The following is a 16,928-nucleotide window of genomic DNA, read 5'->3' as shown; positions in this document are numbered from 1 at the left end:
GCAGCATGTCAAACTAGTCCGCATCAATACAATGGCGTGACTGGCTATCAAATTGAAAATAAAACAGCAACATCAGCGACTCTAGCATACACCTTAGCAGCACATAGCAATCGTGATGTTGACGAGCGCAAATTACAACATGCTTGTAAACAAGTTTTAGGTGCTGAAAAAAATTATAAAATCTCAGTGCTGAGCGTGAATGAAATCATGAACCCAACTCAACAAGAACAATATGGTGTTAAGCTTGGAAATAGCCGTACCACTTTTGGTCTTACAAATTCGCCAGATCTGAACAATAGTGAAGGTTATGCGACTCGTCAGGCTTTAGAAGCTCGACCTTCTACCCTTAAAGTCGTTCGCTATCACTGCAACTAATTCATAAAAGACATAAAAACGTATCTGAATCAATTTCAGATACGTTTCATCAATCGTTATACTTTTAGCACATCGTGAATTGACTGATCTTTATCAAAAACAGATTTAGAGAAAGGACATAAAGGAATAACTTTAATCTCTCGTTCACGTGCAAATGCAACCAAAGCATCCAACAATTGACGACCAATTCCTTGTCCACGAAATTGATCTTCGACATCTGTATGATCAATGATTAACATTGAATCACCTGCCCATGTATAAGCCATCTAACCAGCTTTTACATCAGCAGCAAAAATCTCAAAAGTTCCGTGTTTAGTGTCATCTGATTGTTTAATATTTACTATTTAAGCCTCATTTTGATTGTATTGCGATCAAGTACGAAAGCATTTATATGAATTAACTTTCAATACTTGAATCGCTGAGACTTGTTTTATCATCCACACAAAATAATCTCTGTTGCTATTTGATAAACAGAGAACACAACAAAGTACCCTATCTTGATTTAGAGCCTATTGAGGATGTGTACGATAAAAACTTACATTCCGAAATTCTTTGGCTTCATCTAAATCGGGCCAAGTCGTTGCACTTCTTTCATCTATTTTCAAATATTGCGGATGGCTAAAATTTTTCACACGACTATCCGCCACCCATACTTCAGGTGCGAACTTCAAAAACTCATCTAAAAAGAAACGATTACACTGATCATAAAGTACATCAGCGGCAAGTAAGACATCGACCTGTTCAGATTTGTATAAATCATCTAAATATTCAAGTTCTACATTATTGAGTAATGCATTTTCACGACATGACTCCAAGCTTACTTGGTCAATATCACAGCAAATAACACGTTTTGCACCAGCCATTTTTGCTGCTATTGCAACCACACCTGAGCCTGCACCAAAATCCAATACCACCTTATCTTTTACATGATGTGGTTCAGCGAGTAGCCATTGCGCCATCGCCAACCCTGAAGCCCAGCAAAAAATCCAATAAGGGGTTTCATTCCAAATACGACGAATCACCTCATCATCTAAACGATCAGTTGGAAATACAGGAGGAATTAGCCACAGTGAAATTGGGGTTTCAGGTAACTGCTGAGCCAATAAATCAGTATTTGGAATAACTTCATGTAAGGCTTTAAGCAATTGATCAGGTGCTTTCGCAAATTGAAATGTACAGCTCATATTTCTTAAATTCTTGAAAAAAGCCCCTCTATTTAGAAGGGCTTAAAGTGGATATTTAACCTAAAGCTTTTTCAGCAGCTTCAACTGTTTGACGAATCAAGGTCGTGATCGTCATAGGTCCTACACCACCTGGGACTGGTGTATAAGCTGATGCAACATCTTCAATACCCACTAATTGGATATCACCCACACCACCGCCATCACGTGGATGGAAACCAGCATCAACGACAACAGCACCTTGTTTAATCCAATCTTTCTGAATTAATTCAGCCTTACCTACTGCACCCACAATAATATCGGCTTGCTTCACTAACTCAGGAAGGTTTTGAGTACGTGAATGACAAATCGTCACGGTAGCATTGGCTTGTAATAGCATCATTGCCATTGGTTTACCTAAAATTGCTGAACGACCAACAACAACGGCATGCTTACCTGCAATTTCAATCTTGTTTTCTTTTAAAATCGTCATGATACCCGCTGGAGTTGCTGAACTATACGCGGCTTCGCCCATTGACATACGACCAAAACCAAGACAAGTCACACCATCCACATCTTTTTCGAGTGAAATCGCATCGAAACATGCTCTTTCATCAATTTGTTCAGGTACTGGATGTTGAAGCAAAATACCGTGCACATCAGGATTTGCATTTAATTTTTCAATTTCAGCAAGTAATTGTTCAGTTGTCGTTTCTTTTGGCAGTTCAACCTTTAGAGAATCCATGCCCACACGGCGGCAAGCATTTCCTTTCATACGCACATAAGTTGCAGATGCACCATCATCACCAACTAAAATTGTTGCCAAAATTGGGGTACGACCCGATTTTGCTTTTAATGCTTCTACACGTACCAACAAATCAGCTTCGATTTGTGTTGCCAATGCACGACCGTCTAAAACCAATGCCACAGCGCATCTCCAAAGTGGGTATGAATCAATAATGCAAATAATACATGATAATTTAGCCAATATTCTTTTAGATGTTGTTTTTATGTGCATATTCACCGCAAACACTATTGTTTTTTTTCTAAAGATTGCTAATATGTGCATCACCAAGAGATGGCGGGGTGGCAGAGTGGTCATGCAGCGGACTGCAACTCCGTGTACGCCGGTTCGATTCCGACCTCCGCCTCCATTGGTAAAGCCCGAGTGGTGAAATCGGTAGACACAGGGGATTTAAAATCCCCCGCCCACAAAGCGTGCCAGTTCGAGTCTGGCCTCGGGCACCATCCTTCAACTACTGAAGTTTGGTGCAGTAAAAATCCAGCGTAAGCTGGTTTTTTTATGTCTAAAATTTGATGTTTTATAAAAAGCCAAGCTTTGCATACTTGGCTTTTTTGATTTCAAAAATTATGCAACTTGCTGAACTGTCTGAATGGGCAATAAATTGACATCTAAATTAAGTTGGTGCTGACGACTTTCATCAACGGAATAGTTTGTCTGCTTAATAGAATCAACAAAAATCCACTTCGACTGTACCTGTAACTGATCAAATTCAACCACCAAATAACCACGTTGATTCAAATTACAATAATTCAATTCATCAATTAATGTCTTGAATGCAAATTCAAATTGTTGCAATTGTGCCAAAGGAATGTTGAGGTATTTTTCCAATCCTGGTGAAGATACTGAGCTGGTAGCTAACTCTACTCCAACGAATACCCCATCTTTACTGTATAAATTTGAAGACCAAGCATTGTGTGTATCACCCGCCAAGACCACGATTTTCTTTTTCAACTGCGCTAATGTGCCATACAAAATCTCGCGTTCAGTGAAATAACCATCCCAAGCGTCTAAATTATACGGTGCAGTCGTAAGTACACGCGCTTTCTCTTGTTGAGTAAGTGTTGGATCATTATTTTGTAGTCGAACTTTTAGCGTTACCAGTTCAGTAATTTGCGTATTCATTTTTGTGAGTGTTTCAGCTGTTGGATTGCCTGAAGTTATTTCAGCCAAAGAAAGTAACAACTCAGCAGGAATAAACATTTTAGACATTAAAATTTGCTGTCCAAAAACATTCCAAGTTGCATTTGATTGCTGTAATTTGCCTAATAACCAATCACGTTGTTCAACCCCCATCAAAGTACGCGTAGGACTAGTAAGATCAGCTTGAAACTTTGCAACGTCTATGCCTGTCGCAGTTAAATAATTTGCATAATCTAATTGTTGATCTCGAGCAATAATACGGGTATCCAACATAGTCAATTGAACAAGATTACCAAAATCGAATTGGCGATAAATCTTTACATGCTGATCATCTACAGGACGAATTGGCATCCATTCGAAATATGCCTGTAAGACAGCCAACTTACGCTCAAGGAACGAACCTTCATTTGCTTGATGATTTTCAGCACCATTTTTCCAAGTATCATTCGTCAACTCATGGTCATCCCAAATCACGATAAATGGATGACGTTGATGTGCAGCCTGTAAGTCGTTATCTTTTCGATATAGTGCATATCGCTTTCGGTAATCATCTAATTTAATAATTTCTTTATTGTTATCTGCCGCTAAAGTACGACCAAGTTTTGTAGCATCTTCAGTGGCATATCCATCAGCACCATACTCATAAATATAGTCACCTAAATGAATCACTACATCTACATTTTGCATTGCAATTTCACGATATACATAAAAATATCCCGCTGGATAATTTGAGCATGAACATACTGCAAAACTAACTTTAGATGTGCTTAGGGGTAACGTTTTAGTCTGCCCTATTGGAGAAATCTTATTTCCAAAAATAAACCGATAATAATAACTTGTATCAGCCCGAAGTCCCGTTGCATCCACTTTCACCGTAAAATCTTGTGATGCTGATGTAGTCACTTTGTCTGTTTTAATGATTTGTTTAAACTGTTGATCTAATGCAAGCTCCCATGTCACTTGTAAACGTGCACTGGTTTCATTTGGCGTTAAACGTGTCCATAAAATAACGCGATCTTGCAACGGATCACCACTCGCAACACCATGTTCAAAACTCACCTTTAAACTATTAGTTTCATTATCTGAACTATCATTACAACCTGTCATTCCCACTGTGAGTGATAATGCACCCAAACCGAATAAACTTTTTTGAATGAGTTCCCGTCGTGAAATATTTACAGTCATTTAAGTACTACCTTATTTTTATCACCTTAAATGCTTAAACCTAATCAGCTAATATGAACAAATGATCTCAATTTTGTGAAAGAACTATGAAAAATACATAGCACATGATTATTTTTTATAGGTTAAAAACATGTTTTGATTGAAAATAAAGCAAATAGTTGATTTTACTCTTGCCAAGATTTAAAGCCTCCACTATTATTGCGCACATGCCCGAGTGGTGAAATCGGTAGACACAGGGGATTTAAAATCCCCCGCCCACAAAGCGTGCCAGTTCGAGTCTGGCCTCGGGCACCATCCTTCAACTATTGAAGTTTGGTGCAGTAAAAAAATCCAGCGTATGCTGGTTTTTTTATGCCTAAAATTTATAAAATAAAAAAAATACCTCAGTCGAAACTAAGGTATCTAATAAATCTATTAGAATTGAATGTTATTCCACTCGGATGATTTTACCATTCTCATCGTGGTGAACGATTGTGATCTTTTGCTGACGACCAGAAGATATTTCTTGTTCTGATAGTTCAAAATAGCGAGCAAAATCCGTGATTCGCTTTTCAACAGTTTGCCTTTCACTCACTGATTTAGAAGGCAATAAACCCCATAACATAAGTATGACAGCACAAAAAATTAATGCGATTACACCATGTTCAATACCATTACTAAATCCTGACATTAAACGCTGTGCTAGATGGGTTTTCTGAATTTCAATCAATACCCAAACTAAAACGAATGGACGCCATAATAATAACCAGCCTGCCCACATCATCGCTGTTGTTGTGGTCGAAAAATAGCGTTTATGCCATGGGAGTTGGCGACGTAAATCAATAATCAAGCTATTTACTTTCATTTCACTATACTCTGTAAGATTAGACTTACAACTTAACGAATACCACGATCAGGACTAATCCAACGTGCACGTTTTTCCTGTCCACGAAGCAGTACTTTTGGAAAGGCGACGATTGTAGCAGTAATCGTAATTAACCAAAATACAAAGGGATACCAAATCATCCAGTAGTAATTTTTACCCAAGTTTGGTTCATAACGACTATCCATCCATTTGCTTAAAGCAAACTGAATTAAACAGGTTGCCCCTAATAAAATCCCACTTCCGTAAGGCAAAAATGGCGAACTTACAATAGCGAGACTTGGGAGTGTAATAACAAAATGTAATAGCCATATGACAGCCATAATTAGCATCAAATATGACCATACCAAGGTCAAGCATAATTCAAGCATTAATGGCCATAAGAAGTTAAGTTTGGGTTTCAAGAAGACGTCCAAATTCTTGATTAAGACCTGTGCCCCGCCCATCGCCCACCGTAAACGCTGCTTCCACAAACCATTAAAGGTTTCTGGCATCAAAATCCACACCAAGGCATTCGGTTCAAAACGTACATCCCACCCTGCTCGTTGAAGCTTCCAAGTAATATCAATATCTTCAGTCAACATATTTGGAGACCAATAATCGACTTGATGTACGGCACTTTTACGAAATGCCGTAATCACCCCCGATACCGTAAATAATCGACCAAACGTGCGCTGTGCTCTTTTAATCATTCCAACGATAGATGAGAATTCACCCACTTGAATTCGACCAAGCAAGGTTGATCGTGTTCTTATACGTGGATTTCCTGTGACCGCTGCAACCGTTTCATCCTCTAGAAAATGTCGCATCATCCATTTAGCTGCATGAGGATCAAGTAAAGCATCACCATCAATGCCAATCAAGAACTCAGCATCAGTCATCAAGCTACCCGCCTGCAATCCCATTGCCTTGCCTTGATTTTGAGCTAGATGTACAACACGTAATTTTTCATATTGACTTGCGAGACGATCAAGCACCTCTCCCGTATTGTCTGAACTACCATCATTAATCGCAATCACTTCAAAATTCGGATAATCCAGCTGTAAAGCATGGCTAATGGTTTCTTCAGCATTATCACCTTCATTAAAACAAGGAATAAGTACTGCAACTTTTGGATAAAGCTCTAAACTTTTTGGCTGTTGATAAGGTGGGTCTTGGCGTTCTTTCCAATAAAATAGAATTGCCCCCATCATCCATAAATAAGACATGAATAACGGATAATAGAATACGAACTTAATGGCATATGACCATAAGGCTGCAATTTCAGTCATTTCATACACTCAATTAAGGCACTAGTTGCGATGATTTCTGTGCAAAAGCATCATGCATTTGCTTTACATCAGGGTGATCTTTAATCGGATCATCTGGATAGTAAGCAATGTGCATTGCACCCTGTTGATATAATGATTTGATTGTCGCAGCCATCTCTTCAGATGGTATTTTTTGATCATTTCGCCAGTTCACGGCTTGTAATTCCATCACTGACTTTTTAATACCATTTGGATATTTTTTAAGACGTTTTAAAATGTTGCTATAGAACTGTTCAGGCTGATCTACCTTTTCCATATATGGCATTGCCATAATCGCAGTGAAATCATAACGATTTAAAGATTGTTCTAGCGATTGTGCATACCAGTTTTCTGCATAAGCATTTAATGCAACTTGAGCATATAGATTCCGAGCAGTCATTAAATAAGGTTGGTATTGTCGCACTTCATTTGCTAATTCCATTGCAAAATCATCTAGATATTGAGTTTTGTATGCAGTCCACTTCTGCAAATCAGCATCATTATTTCTAATTTTAGCTAAGTCGGTTGTTAAGCCTTGTTGCGTATAAGCAGCCAAAGCCTGAGGACTAGCATCTTCATAATCAGATAAAGTCACATCATCATGAAATAGCAGACCATCAAATGGTGTGGATTTCGCTAAATCTTGATAAATTTCTTTGATCGTTTGTCGAGCTTTTGGCGAGAACGGGCTTAGACGTATATAGCCCATGTTTAAATGTTCACCCGCTTTGACCTGCTCTGTTTGAACCAGCTCATTTGCAACAGGATTAGTCTTTGGTAGCTCCCAAGCCAACATAGGCATCCATGCATAAAGTCGTTGCACTGAGGTACGCGTTTGAATTTGCCAAGCTACACGATTAAATAGATCAGCCCGCATTGGTATATGACGGTTTGGAAAATACACCATATCTGCTGAACCATTGGCATCAGGATCAGAGAACGCTTGCAAATAAACTGTATTCACGCCCATACCATTAATACGATCAAGCAAATGGCTTAAGTTGCGTTCTTCTTGTTGAGGGTCGGGATCATAAATGTAATCAAGATCGACATGCATAATTTTTTGCGGTCGATTATTGTCATTTAAATTCAATTCTCTATTTTTGATTTCTTGTGCCAAAGCATTTGTCGACATATTACCTTGTATCAATATACGACTCATATTCTGCAAGGACTGTTTGGCATGATCTGCACCATCATCCAAAGTAATGGTGATTGGCATACCAAGTTGTTTTGCTGTTTGCACAAGCTGCATATTGTATCGACCATATGGCCATACCATAACTCGTGGTGATCGCAATCCATGTGCCTGTAGTAAATCATTATTCTTTTTTAAATCTTGATAAATACGTTGCTGGTAAGCTGAATCGCTTTCATAACTTTGATTTTTGGGATCATAAATTCGAGAAATTGCAGCAGGTTCTAAATTACCTTGTGGATTTGCATTGACTCCTTCGTGCAGATGATAACTGTGGCTAGCAATTTCCACTAAACCCGAACTCTGCATTTCTTTAAGTTCACTCCAACTTAAGATTTTATTTCTATCAATCGGCTCACCACCGAAATCGACTTTTTCAAGATTGGATGGCTCTAACCAAGAACCCACTACTGCAAGTAAGACTGGAATTTTATTTTTACGAATAATTGGATAAGCATTTTGGTAGAAAGACTGATAACCATCATCTACTGTTAATAAAACAGGTTTTTTTGGTAATCTATACTTGCCTTGATGAGCCTTAATAAGTTGATCTACATTAATAAAATGGTAACCATTTTTCTTTAACCATTGGATATGCTCACTAAATTGCTGCGTTGTTACCGCATAGCTTGGTATCAGGGCATCTTTTTCATCGGTAATCTCATGATAACCAATCACCATCAAGGTAGTAGCATCAATTTTGGGGTTGGCTGCGAAAGTTGCCGCGTTGCATAACATACCAACCACGAGCCCTAAAAAGCATTTTAAAGCTGGCGATCTTGAAGGAGTAGACATGGAGAATATTCTCAATAATAAAGAAAAATCAGTACAGAGATATGCAGAAGGATTTCATCTTATCGACAATTAGATGGCTGACTTTGTCGGGTAATATGAGGATTGTAGTTATAATTTTTTAAACTGAAAATAATCTTAAAAATAAATTGTTATTTTAAACCCACAAAAAAATTTGCCTCGATCATCTTAGATAGTCGAGGCAATCTTTATCAATGTATCCAGACTAGTATTGAATAAGTTGGAAATTTGGATGTTCTGCACGGTCTTGTAAGTAGCAACGCTCTTTATGATAAAAGTAACGATAAAGACGGTTGACCCAATCACCACGACGGAAAGTTAAAATCTTTTTATTGAATCCATCATAATCAAGAAGAACCACATTACCTTCCTCAGGTGAAAGTAATGTAATTTTATAATTACATTCTGCATGAGGATTAGAAGAACTCAACTCTCGAATGATTTCAACTTTGTTGTCTCCATCCATCCAGTAATGTTTATCCGTCAATGCTTTAGAATTTGCCCAAAAACCATTTTCCGAGCCATCATACGTGTCAATCATGAAAAAATTATTTAGCTCTTTTAATAGCTCAGACGCGGTAATATCCAAATAGTCATTCATACCCACCTCCACTCACTCAATTTTTATCACTTGGTTCACACAAGTGAAATATTTTTATATTTAGCTAATTACATCAATAAGCTAGTTTGCCTAATGATTATCCAGTTTAATCATTTTTTCCAAAAGGTAAACTTAATTCACATTTTATGAAAAAAGTTTGATTCAGAAAACACTGCTCTTTTAACTCAAAGATATACAGAACTGTCTATAGAATCAATAACTTTATGCAGAAATTACTAAAAAACTCATTTAGATAAAAGCTATATAAATCATATGCTTATTTTTAATTCTACAATATTATTTGTATTGTTTTTGTATAAAATATAAAAATCACAATAAAATCATAAATTAAGATTAAATTGTGATTTCTATCAACATATTTTTTTTAATTATTCATCACGTGTTTTGACATCAAATAATTCGATCTCAAATATCAAGTTTGAATGCGCAGGAATTATTTTTCCCATTTTTCTTTCACCATATGCCAAGTGTGAAGGAACAATCAGCTTACGCTTTCCACCCACGCGCATTCCCATGATACCTTGATCCCAACCTTTGATTACACGACCTGTGCCAATCACGGTTTCAAAGTAATTTCCACGGTCAATTGAAGAATCGAATTTAGTACCATCTTCTAACCATCCCGTGTAGTGAGTGGTAATAAGCGCACCTTTAACCGCTTCTTTACCTTCACCAATTTTTAAATCAATAATTTCTAATTCAGTTATCATCTCAAATTATCTCCTAATATCGTTCAAGCCAATTATTGCAATTTTTGCCATTTAATATCGACTTGACCTTTATCGCTCAACAAAGTCCACTCACCATCTAAAATATTCAGCTGTAACTGCATCGTTCTTTCACACAACTGCTCTAGTTCACAGGTTGTTTTATCATCTAGCTGCCAAACTTCGACATTCGTTAAAGTTTTGATTTTACTATTACGTTTCCACCAATCATCTACTTGCGAGCCATATGCAACAACTGCGACTTGCTTGCAACGAGCACTTGCTTTTTTGACTTTATCTTCTGCTGGACAACCTACTTCGATCCACTTTTCCAAAAGCCCTGTTAGATCCTTTTGCCATAAAGCAGGTTCGTCAGTTTCAAACAGATCTTTTGTGAATTCTAAACGCTCGTCAGCGAAACGCGCGTAAGCGAGCACACGAACCATGAGTCGTTCAATTGTTTCAGACGGATGCAGCGCAAGTGTAAGTTGATAATCAGCATAAATATGCTCATCCATATTGGCAATATTCAAATCTGCCTTATATATCGTTGCTTTTAGAGCCATAGAATACATCCTCAAATTTGGCGCTAAGCATACTCTATTTTGAAAAAATAAAGATGCCATTTGACCGTTATGACGATGAATCATTCATCTTTTAGCTGGCAATCTAACAACTCCGATTCAAACTTAAACCAGTCATGTGATGCCTGCGTAATAATTTCAATTCGATTATCTAGCCCTGCTTCAGTTGACTTGTAATTAAATTGCTCAGGATTAAAATTGAAACTTTTCCAACCTTGATCTGTATTAAAAATACCTTTTATACGCACCCAATCCTGTTGTGCACAAAGCAAATCTAAAAGCTCATTAAAATTAAACATCCAACGTTTAGGCAATTTCCATCCTGCAACGGTATAGCCTTGTGATGACTCAACATAATGGTACGGTAGTTGTTTAACTGCGCTGATATTTTCATCTACCGTTTGATGCTGTTGTAATTTCAATAATGGTTGAATTTTACGTAAAACAGGTCGCTGTGCTTTATCAATCACTTCGAGTTGGACGTGGCCATGTTCAGCTTCAATCCAATCCTGCACATAAGCCTGAAATTCTTTTTTTAGTTCAAAATAAATCTGTTGATCACTATCCGTCATGCAATCAGCATGTGAAATTACAACAATTTGTGCAGCTTTAAGTTGATCTGTATATAAGTTCTGTCTTACCCAATTTTCATCATGTAATCGACTTCCATCAACAACAATGACCAACGCGCGCATATCTAAACTTCGTTGCCAGTGCGGTTCTGTGAGTTGCTCAAGCAATTGGGCAGGATGCCCTAAACCTGTCGGCTCAATAAACAAACGATCTGGTTGTGTTTCACTTAAGAGTCGTGAAAGTGCAATCTGCATAGGAAGCTGACTACTACAGCATAAACATCCACCTAATAATTCTTTAACCGCATAGCCTTGCTGTTGAGTAATAAGCTGCTGATCCACACCAATTTGCCCAAATTCATTCATTAAAACTGCCCAAGTCTCATGTTCAGGTTTTTGAGTCAATAAATACTGGAGTAATGTGGTTTTACCAGCACCGAGAAAACCAGAAATAATATGAGTGGGTACAGCTTTATGGCTAATGAGTTTCACGACAATCTCAATCTAAGTGTTAAGCCTATTGTATCGATAAAGAAAACTGAAAATGAAGCAATTTATTAAAAACAACAAATTGAGACTTAAGTCACATAATTATTATTTTCCAAGACAAAATAAACATATTAAATCAATTAAAGAAATTAAATTAAAAAATATAATCGTTTTATACAATAAATAGATTTTATATAAATCTGAGTTTATGTTTCCCGTTCGTAATTCACCTGTTCTATTTTTAATCAAAAAAACATATTTGCACACATTTTAATGATTCATTTTGGCGTTTTGTTTTACATGTCTGCAACATAACATTAATTATTATTTCACATTGTTAAGCTAGGCGTAAAACATTGTTAAGAATATTGCTGTAAATAATTTTGGCACTTAGCATGAACCCATGTCGAAATCAGGCTCTGGTTGTTCAGTAAACTTGATAGCGGCTTTTAAAAATTGAATTTAAGGATGCCAATTATGAAACTTGTTAAGACTTTGTTAGCTACTACGCTTACACTTGCTGCTGCAACAACCTTTGCTGCTACAGCACATGATCAATCACATGCTGCGCATGAAACAGAAGAGAAAGTTGTTGTCTCAACTCAAGAACAGCCAGAAACTCAAGGTCAAGCAACAACTGATGCAACTGCGAGTGAAACACCTGCATCTGCACCTGCTGCTACAAACTAAACTGATCTCAAGGTTACTCCAGACCTTTAGACCACATTAATAACAATAGAATCTTGTTATTAATGCAAAAGAACGAACCATGCTGCGGTTCGTTCTTTTTTAAAATCAGAGAATTAAGCTATTAGCATTGAGAAGATTTTTTGAAAATGCTGCATGATGGTTGTTGCACTTCTTCTAAACGATGAATTTTGCGTAATTCAGCTGCTTCAAAACGACAACGCTTCCAATCTGTATCTAAATTTAATGCTGGAACTGCTTTTGGCTGACGTTGTTCATCTACTGCTACCATCGTGAAGTAGCATGTGTTGGTATGACGAATCGTTCTTTTTTGGATATTTTGAGCTTCCACTCGAATACCAATCTCCATAGATGTACGACCAACATGATTCACACTTGCTAAAAAGGTAACCAGCTCTCCTACATAAATAGGTTCTTTGAAATTGACCTTATCCACAGATAAAGTCACAACATAACTACCTGAATAACGACTAGCGCAGGCGTATGCGACTTGATCAAGTAACTTTAAAATTGCTCCACCATGAACATTGCCTGAAAAATTTGCCATATCAGGTGTCATAAGCACTGACATCGTTAATTCAGATTGATCATCGGGAGCTTGGTTTAATTGATCTAAAGGAGACATGAGTAAAACTCGTAAATATGCTACGCCACTATTATCCTTTATTCAGACAATTAAACATATGCAAATTAGCTCAAAATACCATCAAATATATTTATATAAATTACGATGAATATTTCAAAATGATTACATCGCACCAATTTTCGGATAGAAATGAGAAAATTGTTCATTTGGCATTTATATTTTAAATACCATATATACTTCTATTTAATAATATTAGCATTTTCAATCAGCCCCATAATCCCATTAACTATCATATCAACAGCAATTGTGCCAATCAGCAGAGCCGACAAACGCCCTACAATGTCAAAATAACGATCAATATATTTTGCATGTTTATAGCGTAAATGATCATGTGCAAATTTCATCAGAATCAAAATACTACACGTTAACATCAACGTAATTGCAATGACTGCAACCGCACCTGAAAATGGAACACTAATCCCCGTGACTACTGCAGCACTTATGGTTCCTGGTCCAATCATAAATGGCATAGCTATTGTTCCAGCTAAATGTTCAGGTGCACCTCTCATCTCACCAATTGTTTCTGCACCTTGAAAAACGTAACGATAACCAATGACTAAAAAGATGAGACCACCGAAAATTTGAAATGATTCAAATCGAACATTCAAATAACGGCTAAAAATACTTTCACCACCCCAAGCAAATAAAATAAAGACAATAAATGCGATTAAACATCCTTGAATCAATGCTTTGCTAAAAACTTTGGCATCCGTATTACGAATCATGCCAATCATGTAAACACTCATAAGGAATGGATTCAGTAATGAAAAAAACAATGCAAATGCATGGATGTAGGGAGAAAACATAAAAAGTCTCTAAATCAGCTTCGGTTTTAGACTTGGATAAACTCAATAGATGGATCAAAATTTCAAATTGGAATGATTAAAAAGATCATCTATTTCCAAATATGGTTTGAACGTTTACACAAGGATTCAATGTCAGCTTCAACACTAAATTTTTGTAAACTACGATCAAAACTATAAAAATTAATTAATTTTTCATATTTTACATTGCAAGAATCATTCTGCTTGGACCCACATGTATAGGAGTAGTATTGAAAATGTAAAAATACGATTTTATTTCTTATTTTTTCAGAGCGGTTTAGAGCTATATCGTTTTGAAGATCAATAACCCAAGAAAGCTGTCACAAGCTTTCTTGAGTTTAACAAATTTACATCAAGTCTTTAAAAGTCAGACTGATTGCTTTGGATGTACCATATTTTTTACAGCTAAAATATCTGCCAAAACTTCATCAGAAATTAGATTTTCAGCTTTAATTAGACTCAGCACACTTTGACCAGATTCATTTGCTTGTTTAGCGATACGTGTCGTGGTTTCATAACCTAAAAATGGATTTAATGCTGTAATAATACCAATCGAATTTTCAACTTGTGACTGACAAAGTTCCGCATTAGCACGAATCGTATCAATACATTTAAGTTGGAACATTTGCATTGCTTTTCCTAGCAAATCAATTGATTCAAATAGTTTGAATGCAATCAATGGTTCCATCGCATTAAGCTGCAACTGCCCTGCCTCAGCAGCTAAAGTGACAGCCAAATCATTTGCAATCACTTGGAAACAAATTAAATTCATTGCCTCTGGAATTACAGGATTCACTTTACCTGGCATGATTGAACTTCCAGGCTGACGTGGCTCAAGATAAATTTCACTTAAACCAGCACGTGGACCACTCGATAATAGACGCAAATCATTGGCGATTTTTGAAAGCTTCGTCGCTGTACGTTTTAAGAAACTCGACAATAAAACAAAATCACCCATATCTGATGTGGCTTCGATTAAATCAGGTGAACTACTAATCTTACGACCCGTAATTTCTGACAAAGCTTCGATAGCATATTCACGATACTTCACTTCAGTATTGATGCCTGTACCTATCGCGGTACCACCTAGATTTACAACACTCAAAGCATCAGGCATGATCTGATTTAATTTATCCAAATCATTTTGTAATGTAGCAGCGAAAGCCCCAAATTCTTGCCCTAATGTCATCGGCACGGCATCTTGTAACTGAGTTCTACCCATTTTCAAAATATCCGAAAACTCTTCAGATTTTGCTCTAAAACTCGCAATTAGATGATTAAAAGGTACATTTAACTGTTCAATTGCCGCAATTAAACCTATTTTGATTGCAGTAGGATATACATCGTTGGTCGACTGAGACATATTCACATCATTGTTAGGATGTAAGTATTGATATTCTCCTTTGCTATGACCTAGATATTCCAATCCAATATTTGCCACAACCTCATTTATATTCATATTGGTTGAGGTTCCAGCACCACCTTGGATCATATCCACCATAAATTGGTCATGATATTGGTTATTTAAAATCTGCTGGCATGCATATTGAATTGCTTTGTTCTTATTTTCATCAATTTTATTTAATTTAAGATTTGAATAAGCACACGCAGACTTAACCATTGCCAATGCTTTAATAAAGTTTGGAAACTGGCTTAATTTACTTTGGCTTAAATTAAAATTCTCGATTGCTCTTAAAGTTTGCACACCATAATAACAATTCGAAGGAATTTCTTTAAAACCCAATAAATCTTTTTCAGTCCGCGTATTAATCTTAATGTTCATTTGAATAAATCCTGTACGACTATATTTTTATGTTAAAAGACTGTATGTGTTTTTTCTAATGTAAAAAAATATTACTACATGCATTTTTTGCATAATAGATTATAATAGTGTATGAGCATGCATTAAGGATAATTTATGACCTTGGAAATTCGATGGATTGAAGATTTACTTGCATTAGAACAGGAAAAATCAATCTCCCAAGCAGCAGAGATCAGGCATGTAACTCAGTCTGCCTTCTCACGTAGACTACAAAATATTGAAAATGCTTTGGGTTTCCCAATCCTCGATCGAGAAAGTAAAAATATTGATTTCACTGAAGCTGGACAAATTTTATTAGCTACTGCTAAAAACATTCACAACCAACTTTCAAGCACAATTACCTATTTAGAAAAAAATATTAAAAACAATGAACTAAATACCAAATTCGCTGTTTCGCATTCACTTATTACACAATTTTTCCCTCGTTTTATTCATGAGCTTTCCGAAGATCTGAGTGATTTAAAATTAGAAATTATTGCAGCAAACCTCAAACAAGGCATGCGCTTGCTCACAGATGGTTCTTGCGATTTCTTGATTTGTTATTGTGACCAAAAAACTTTAGCTCAAATGGATTTTTCACTTTTTATTTTCCACAAAATCGTAAAAATGGAAATTTTGCCTGTCACCGCCCTTTATAATAACCAACCAAAATATTCATTTAATGAATTATTTCCGTTGTTATCATATAGCAAACAAGCTTATTTGAGAAAATGTGTCGATGATATTATAGAAAATCAATTAAACTATCGAATATTATATGAAACTGATAATGCAAGCGATTTAAAAGAACTCGTTTTACAAGGTTTAGGAATTGCTTGGCTACCAAAGCTTCTTGTTGAAAAAGAGATTGCAGAAAATAAACTTAAAATCGTTGAACCAATTAATTTTCACACATATCAAGACGTTTATATCATCAGAAGAAAAATCGTACTCTCCAAAAGAATAAACTATATTTGGGATTTTTCAACCTCACAAGAATTTAAATAATAATAATTATGAAATAAAAATGATTGCTTAATACCGATGATCTAAAATCAGATTCAAAGATATTAAACAATCATTTTGGTTTATAAATTTACTTGTCATCCAATCTTTTTTACTGGTTTCAAAAGTTAGGTGTTATCTGC

Annotated in this window: 16 protein-coding genes, 3 tRNA genes and 1 pseudogene; 6 read left to right on the top strand and 14 right to left on the bottom strand. The window is 36.3% G+C overall.

What is annotated here, in order from left to right; genetic code table 11:
- On the top strand, positions 1–375 hold a 375-nt coding region (locus A2003_RS11720), incomplete at its 5' end, for a hypothetical protein (RefSeq protein WP_286687414.1).
- Between the two features lie 56 nt (positions 376–431).
- On the opposite strand, the pseudogene A2003_RS11715 reads toward A2003_RS11720, so the two are convergent.
- The 3 genes and pseudogenes from A2003_RS11715 to folD all read right to left on the bottom strand — a co-directional run bounded on the left by A2003_RS11715 (position 432) and on the right by folD (position 2,463).
- Positions 432–719 (bottom strand): annotated as a pseudogene (locus A2003_RS11715) (GNAT family N-acetyltransferase).
- Positions 720–884: 165 nt separating this feature from the next.
- A complete protein-coding gene (locus tag A2003_RS11710; RefSeq protein ID WP_004956126.1) occupies positions 885–1,559 on the bottom strand; it encodes a class I SAM-dependent methyltransferase in 675 nt (224 codons plus the stop codon).
- A gap of 55 nt (positions 1,560–1,614) precedes the next feature.
- Entirely contained in the window at positions 1,615–2,463 is an 849-nt protein-coding gene (gene folD, locus A2003_RS11705; protein ID WP_286687413.1) for a bifunctional methylenetetrahydrofolate dehydrogenase/methenyltetrahydrofolate cyclohydrolase FolD, read from the bottom strand.
- A gap of 152 nt (positions 2,464–2,615) precedes the next feature.
- Between folD and A2003_RS11700 the strand changes: the two genes are divergently transcribed.
- Positions 2,616–2,689 (top strand) — tRNA-Cys (locus tag A2003_RS11700).
- A gap of 8 nt (positions 2,690–2,697) precedes the next feature.
- A tRNA-Leu gene (locus tag A2003_RS11695) sits at positions 2,698–2,783 on the top strand.
- Positions 2,784–2,904: 121 nt separating this feature from the next.
- Here A2003_RS11695 and A2003_RS11690 read toward each other — a convergent pair.
- Positions 2,905–4,665 carry an alkaline phosphatase D family protein gene (locus A2003_RS11690; RefSeq protein WP_112986580.1) on the bottom strand — a complete coding sequence of 587 codons (1,761 nt, stop codon included), beginning with the start codon at positions 4,663–4,665 and terminating at the stop codon, positions 2,905–2,907.
- A gap of 208 nt (positions 4,666–4,873) precedes the next feature.
- Here A2003_RS11690 and A2003_RS11685 point away from each other — a divergent pair.
- Positions 4,874–4,959 (top strand) — tRNA-Leu (locus A2003_RS11685).
- A gap of 133 nt (positions 4,960–5,092) precedes the next feature.
- Here the strand turns inward: A2003_RS11685 and pgaD are convergent.
- From pgaD to A2003_RS11650, 7 genes are all read right to left on the bottom strand, one after another.
- Positions 5,093–5,509 carry a poly-beta-1,6-N-acetyl-D-glucosamine biosynthesis protein PgaD gene (pgaD, locus tag A2003_RS11680; RefSeq protein ID WP_112986581.1) on the bottom strand — a complete coding sequence of 139 codons (417 nt, stop codon included), beginning with the start codon at positions 5,507–5,509 and terminating at the stop codon, positions 5,093–5,095.
- A gap of 32 nt (positions 5,510–5,541) precedes the next feature.
- On the bottom strand, positions 5,542–6,798 hold the full coding sequence (gene pgaC / locus A2003_RS11675; RefSeq protein ID WP_004956116.1) for a poly-beta-1,6-N-acetyl-D-glucosamine synthase: 1,257 nt from the start codon (positions 6,796–6,798) through the stop codon (positions 5,542–5,544).
- A 13-nt stretch (positions 6,799–6,811) separates the two neighbouring features.
- Positions 6,812–8,809: a poly-beta-1,6-N-acetyl-D-glucosamine N-deacetylase PgaB gene (pgaB, locus tag A2003_RS11670; protein ID WP_502685963.1), complete on the bottom strand. Its 1,998-nt coding sequence runs from the start codon at positions 8,807–8,809 to the stop codon at positions 6,812–6,814.
- A gap of 223 nt (positions 8,810–9,032) precedes the next feature.
- The gene (locus A2003_RS11665; protein WP_004963404.1) at positions 9,033–9,428 is read right to left on the bottom strand and encodes a hypothetical protein; all 396 of its coding nucleotides are present in this window, start codon (positions 9,426–9,428) and stop codon (positions 9,033–9,035) included.
- A gap of 389 nt (positions 9,429–9,817) precedes the next feature.
- Positions 9,818–10,159, bottom strand: a complete 342-nt coding sequence (locus A2003_RS11660) for an FKBP-type peptidyl-prolyl cis-trans isomerase (protein WP_004912770.1) — start codon at positions 10,157–10,159, stop codon at positions 9,818–9,820.
- Between the two features lie 32 nt (positions 10,160–10,191).
- The gene (locus A2003_RS11655; protein ID WP_125297992.1) at positions 10,192–10,722 is read right to left on the bottom strand and encodes a YaeQ family protein; all 531 of its coding nucleotides are present in this window, start codon (positions 10,720–10,722) and stop codon (positions 10,192–10,194) included.
- Positions 10,723–10,802: 80 nt separating this feature from the next.
- Positions 10,803–11,804, bottom strand: a complete 1,002-nt coding sequence (locus A2003_RS11650) for a CobW family GTP-binding protein (RefSeq protein WP_151805579.1) — start codon at positions 11,802–11,804, stop codon at positions 10,803–10,805.
- 474 nt (positions 11,805–12,278) lie between these two features.
- On the opposite strand from A2003_RS11650, the gene A2003_RS11645 reads away from it, so the two are divergent.
- The gene (locus A2003_RS11645) at positions 12,279–12,491 is read left to right on the top strand and encodes a hypothetical protein (RefSeq protein ID WP_004912781.1); all 213 of its coding nucleotides are present in this window, start codon (positions 12,279–12,281) and stop codon (positions 12,489–12,491) included.
- Between the two features lie 121 nt (positions 12,492–12,612).
- Here the strand turns inward: A2003_RS11645 and A2003_RS11640 are convergent, their stop codons facing one another.
- The 3 genes from A2003_RS11640 to A2003_RS11630 all read right to left on the bottom strand — a co-directional run bounded on the left by A2003_RS11640 (position 12,613) and on the right by A2003_RS11630 (position 15,762).
- Positions 12,613–13,134 (bottom strand): acyl-CoA thioesterase, encoded by a 522-nt coding sequence (locus tag A2003_RS11640; RefSeq protein WP_004912784.1) that lies wholly within the window; start codon positions 13,132–13,134, stop codon positions 12,613–12,615.
- Positions 13,135–13,334: 200 nt separating this feature from the next.
- Positions 13,335–13,961, bottom strand: a complete 627-nt coding sequence (locus A2003_RS11635) for a MarC family protein (protein ID WP_151813049.1) — start codon at positions 13,959–13,961, stop codon at positions 13,335–13,337.
- A 385-nt stretch (positions 13,962–14,346) separates the two neighbouring features.
- Positions 14,347–15,762: an aspartate ammonia-lyase gene (locus A2003_RS11630; RefSeq protein ID WP_004912797.1), complete on the bottom strand. Its 1,416-nt coding sequence runs from the start codon at positions 15,760–15,762 to the stop codon at positions 14,347–14,349.
- A gap of 135 nt (positions 15,763–15,897) precedes the next feature.
- Here A2003_RS11630 and A2003_RS11625 point away from each other — a divergent pair, with 135 nt between their 5' ends.
- Positions 15,898–16,788, top strand: a complete 891-nt coding sequence (locus A2003_RS11625; RefSeq protein ID WP_286687412.1) for a LysR family transcriptional regulator — start codon at positions 15,898–15,900, stop codon at positions 16,786–16,788.
- Positions 16,789–16,928 lie beyond the last annotated feature (140 nt).

Source organism: Acinetobacter sp. GWC1_38_13 (assembly GCF_001767535.1).
Taxonomy (GTDB): domain Bacteria; phylum Pseudomonadota; class Gammaproteobacteria; order Pseudomonadales; family Moraxellaceae; genus Acinetobacter; species Acinetobacter junii.
The sequence above is the reverse complement of the archived record's forward strand: the minus strand, read 5'-3'. Positions and strand labels throughout refer to the sequence as shown.

Coding starts and splice junctions, on each gene's coding strand:
- A2003_RS11660 (WP_004912770.1), bottom strand. CDS start 10,159: ATGATAACTGAATTAGAAATTATTGATTTAAAAATTGGTGAAGGTAAA.
- pgaB (WP_502685963.1), bottom strand. CDS start 8,809: ATGTCTACTCCTTCAAGATCGCCAGCTTTAAAATGCTTTTTAGGGCTC.
- A2003_RS11665 (WP_004963404.1), bottom strand. CDS start 9,428: ATGAATGACTATTTGGATATTACCGCGTCTGAGCTATTAAAAGAGCTA.
- A2003_RS11655 (WP_125297992.1), bottom strand. CDS start 10,722: ATGGCTCTAAAAGCAACGATATATAAGGCAGATTTGAATATTGCCAAT.
- A2003_RS11630 (WP_004912797.1), bottom strand. CDS start 15,762: ATGAACATTAAGATTAATACGCGGACTGAAAAAGATTTATTGGGTTTT.
- A2003_RS11640 (WP_004912784.1), bottom strand. CDS start 13,134: ATGTCTCCTTTAGATCAATTAAACCAAGCTCCCGATGATCAATCTGAA.
- A2003_RS11710 (WP_004956126.1), bottom strand. CDS start 1,559: ATGAGCTGTACATTTCAATTTGCGAAAGCACCTGATCAATTGCTTAAA.
- A2003_RS11625 (WP_286687412.1), top strand. CDS start 15,898: ATGACCTTGGAAATTCGATGGATTGAAGATTTACTTGCATTAGAACAG.
- A2003_RS11635 (WP_151813049.1), bottom strand. CDS start 13,961: ATGTTTTCTCCCTACATCCATGCATTTGCATTGTTTTTTTCATTACTG.
- A2003_RS11690 (WP_112986580.1), bottom strand. CDS start 4,665: ATGACTGTAAATATTTCACGACGGGAACTCATTCAAAAAAGTTTATTC.
- pgaD (WP_112986581.1), bottom strand. CDS start 5,509: ATGAAAGTAAATAGCTTGATTATTGATTTACGTCGCCAACTCCCATGG.
- A2003_RS11645 (WP_004912781.1), top strand. CDS start 12,279: ATGAAACTTGTTAAGACTTTGTTAGCTACTACGCTTACACTTGCTGCT.
- pgaC (WP_004956116.1), bottom strand. CDS start 6,798: ATGACTGAAATTGCAGCCTTATGGTCATATGCCATTAAGTTCGTATTC.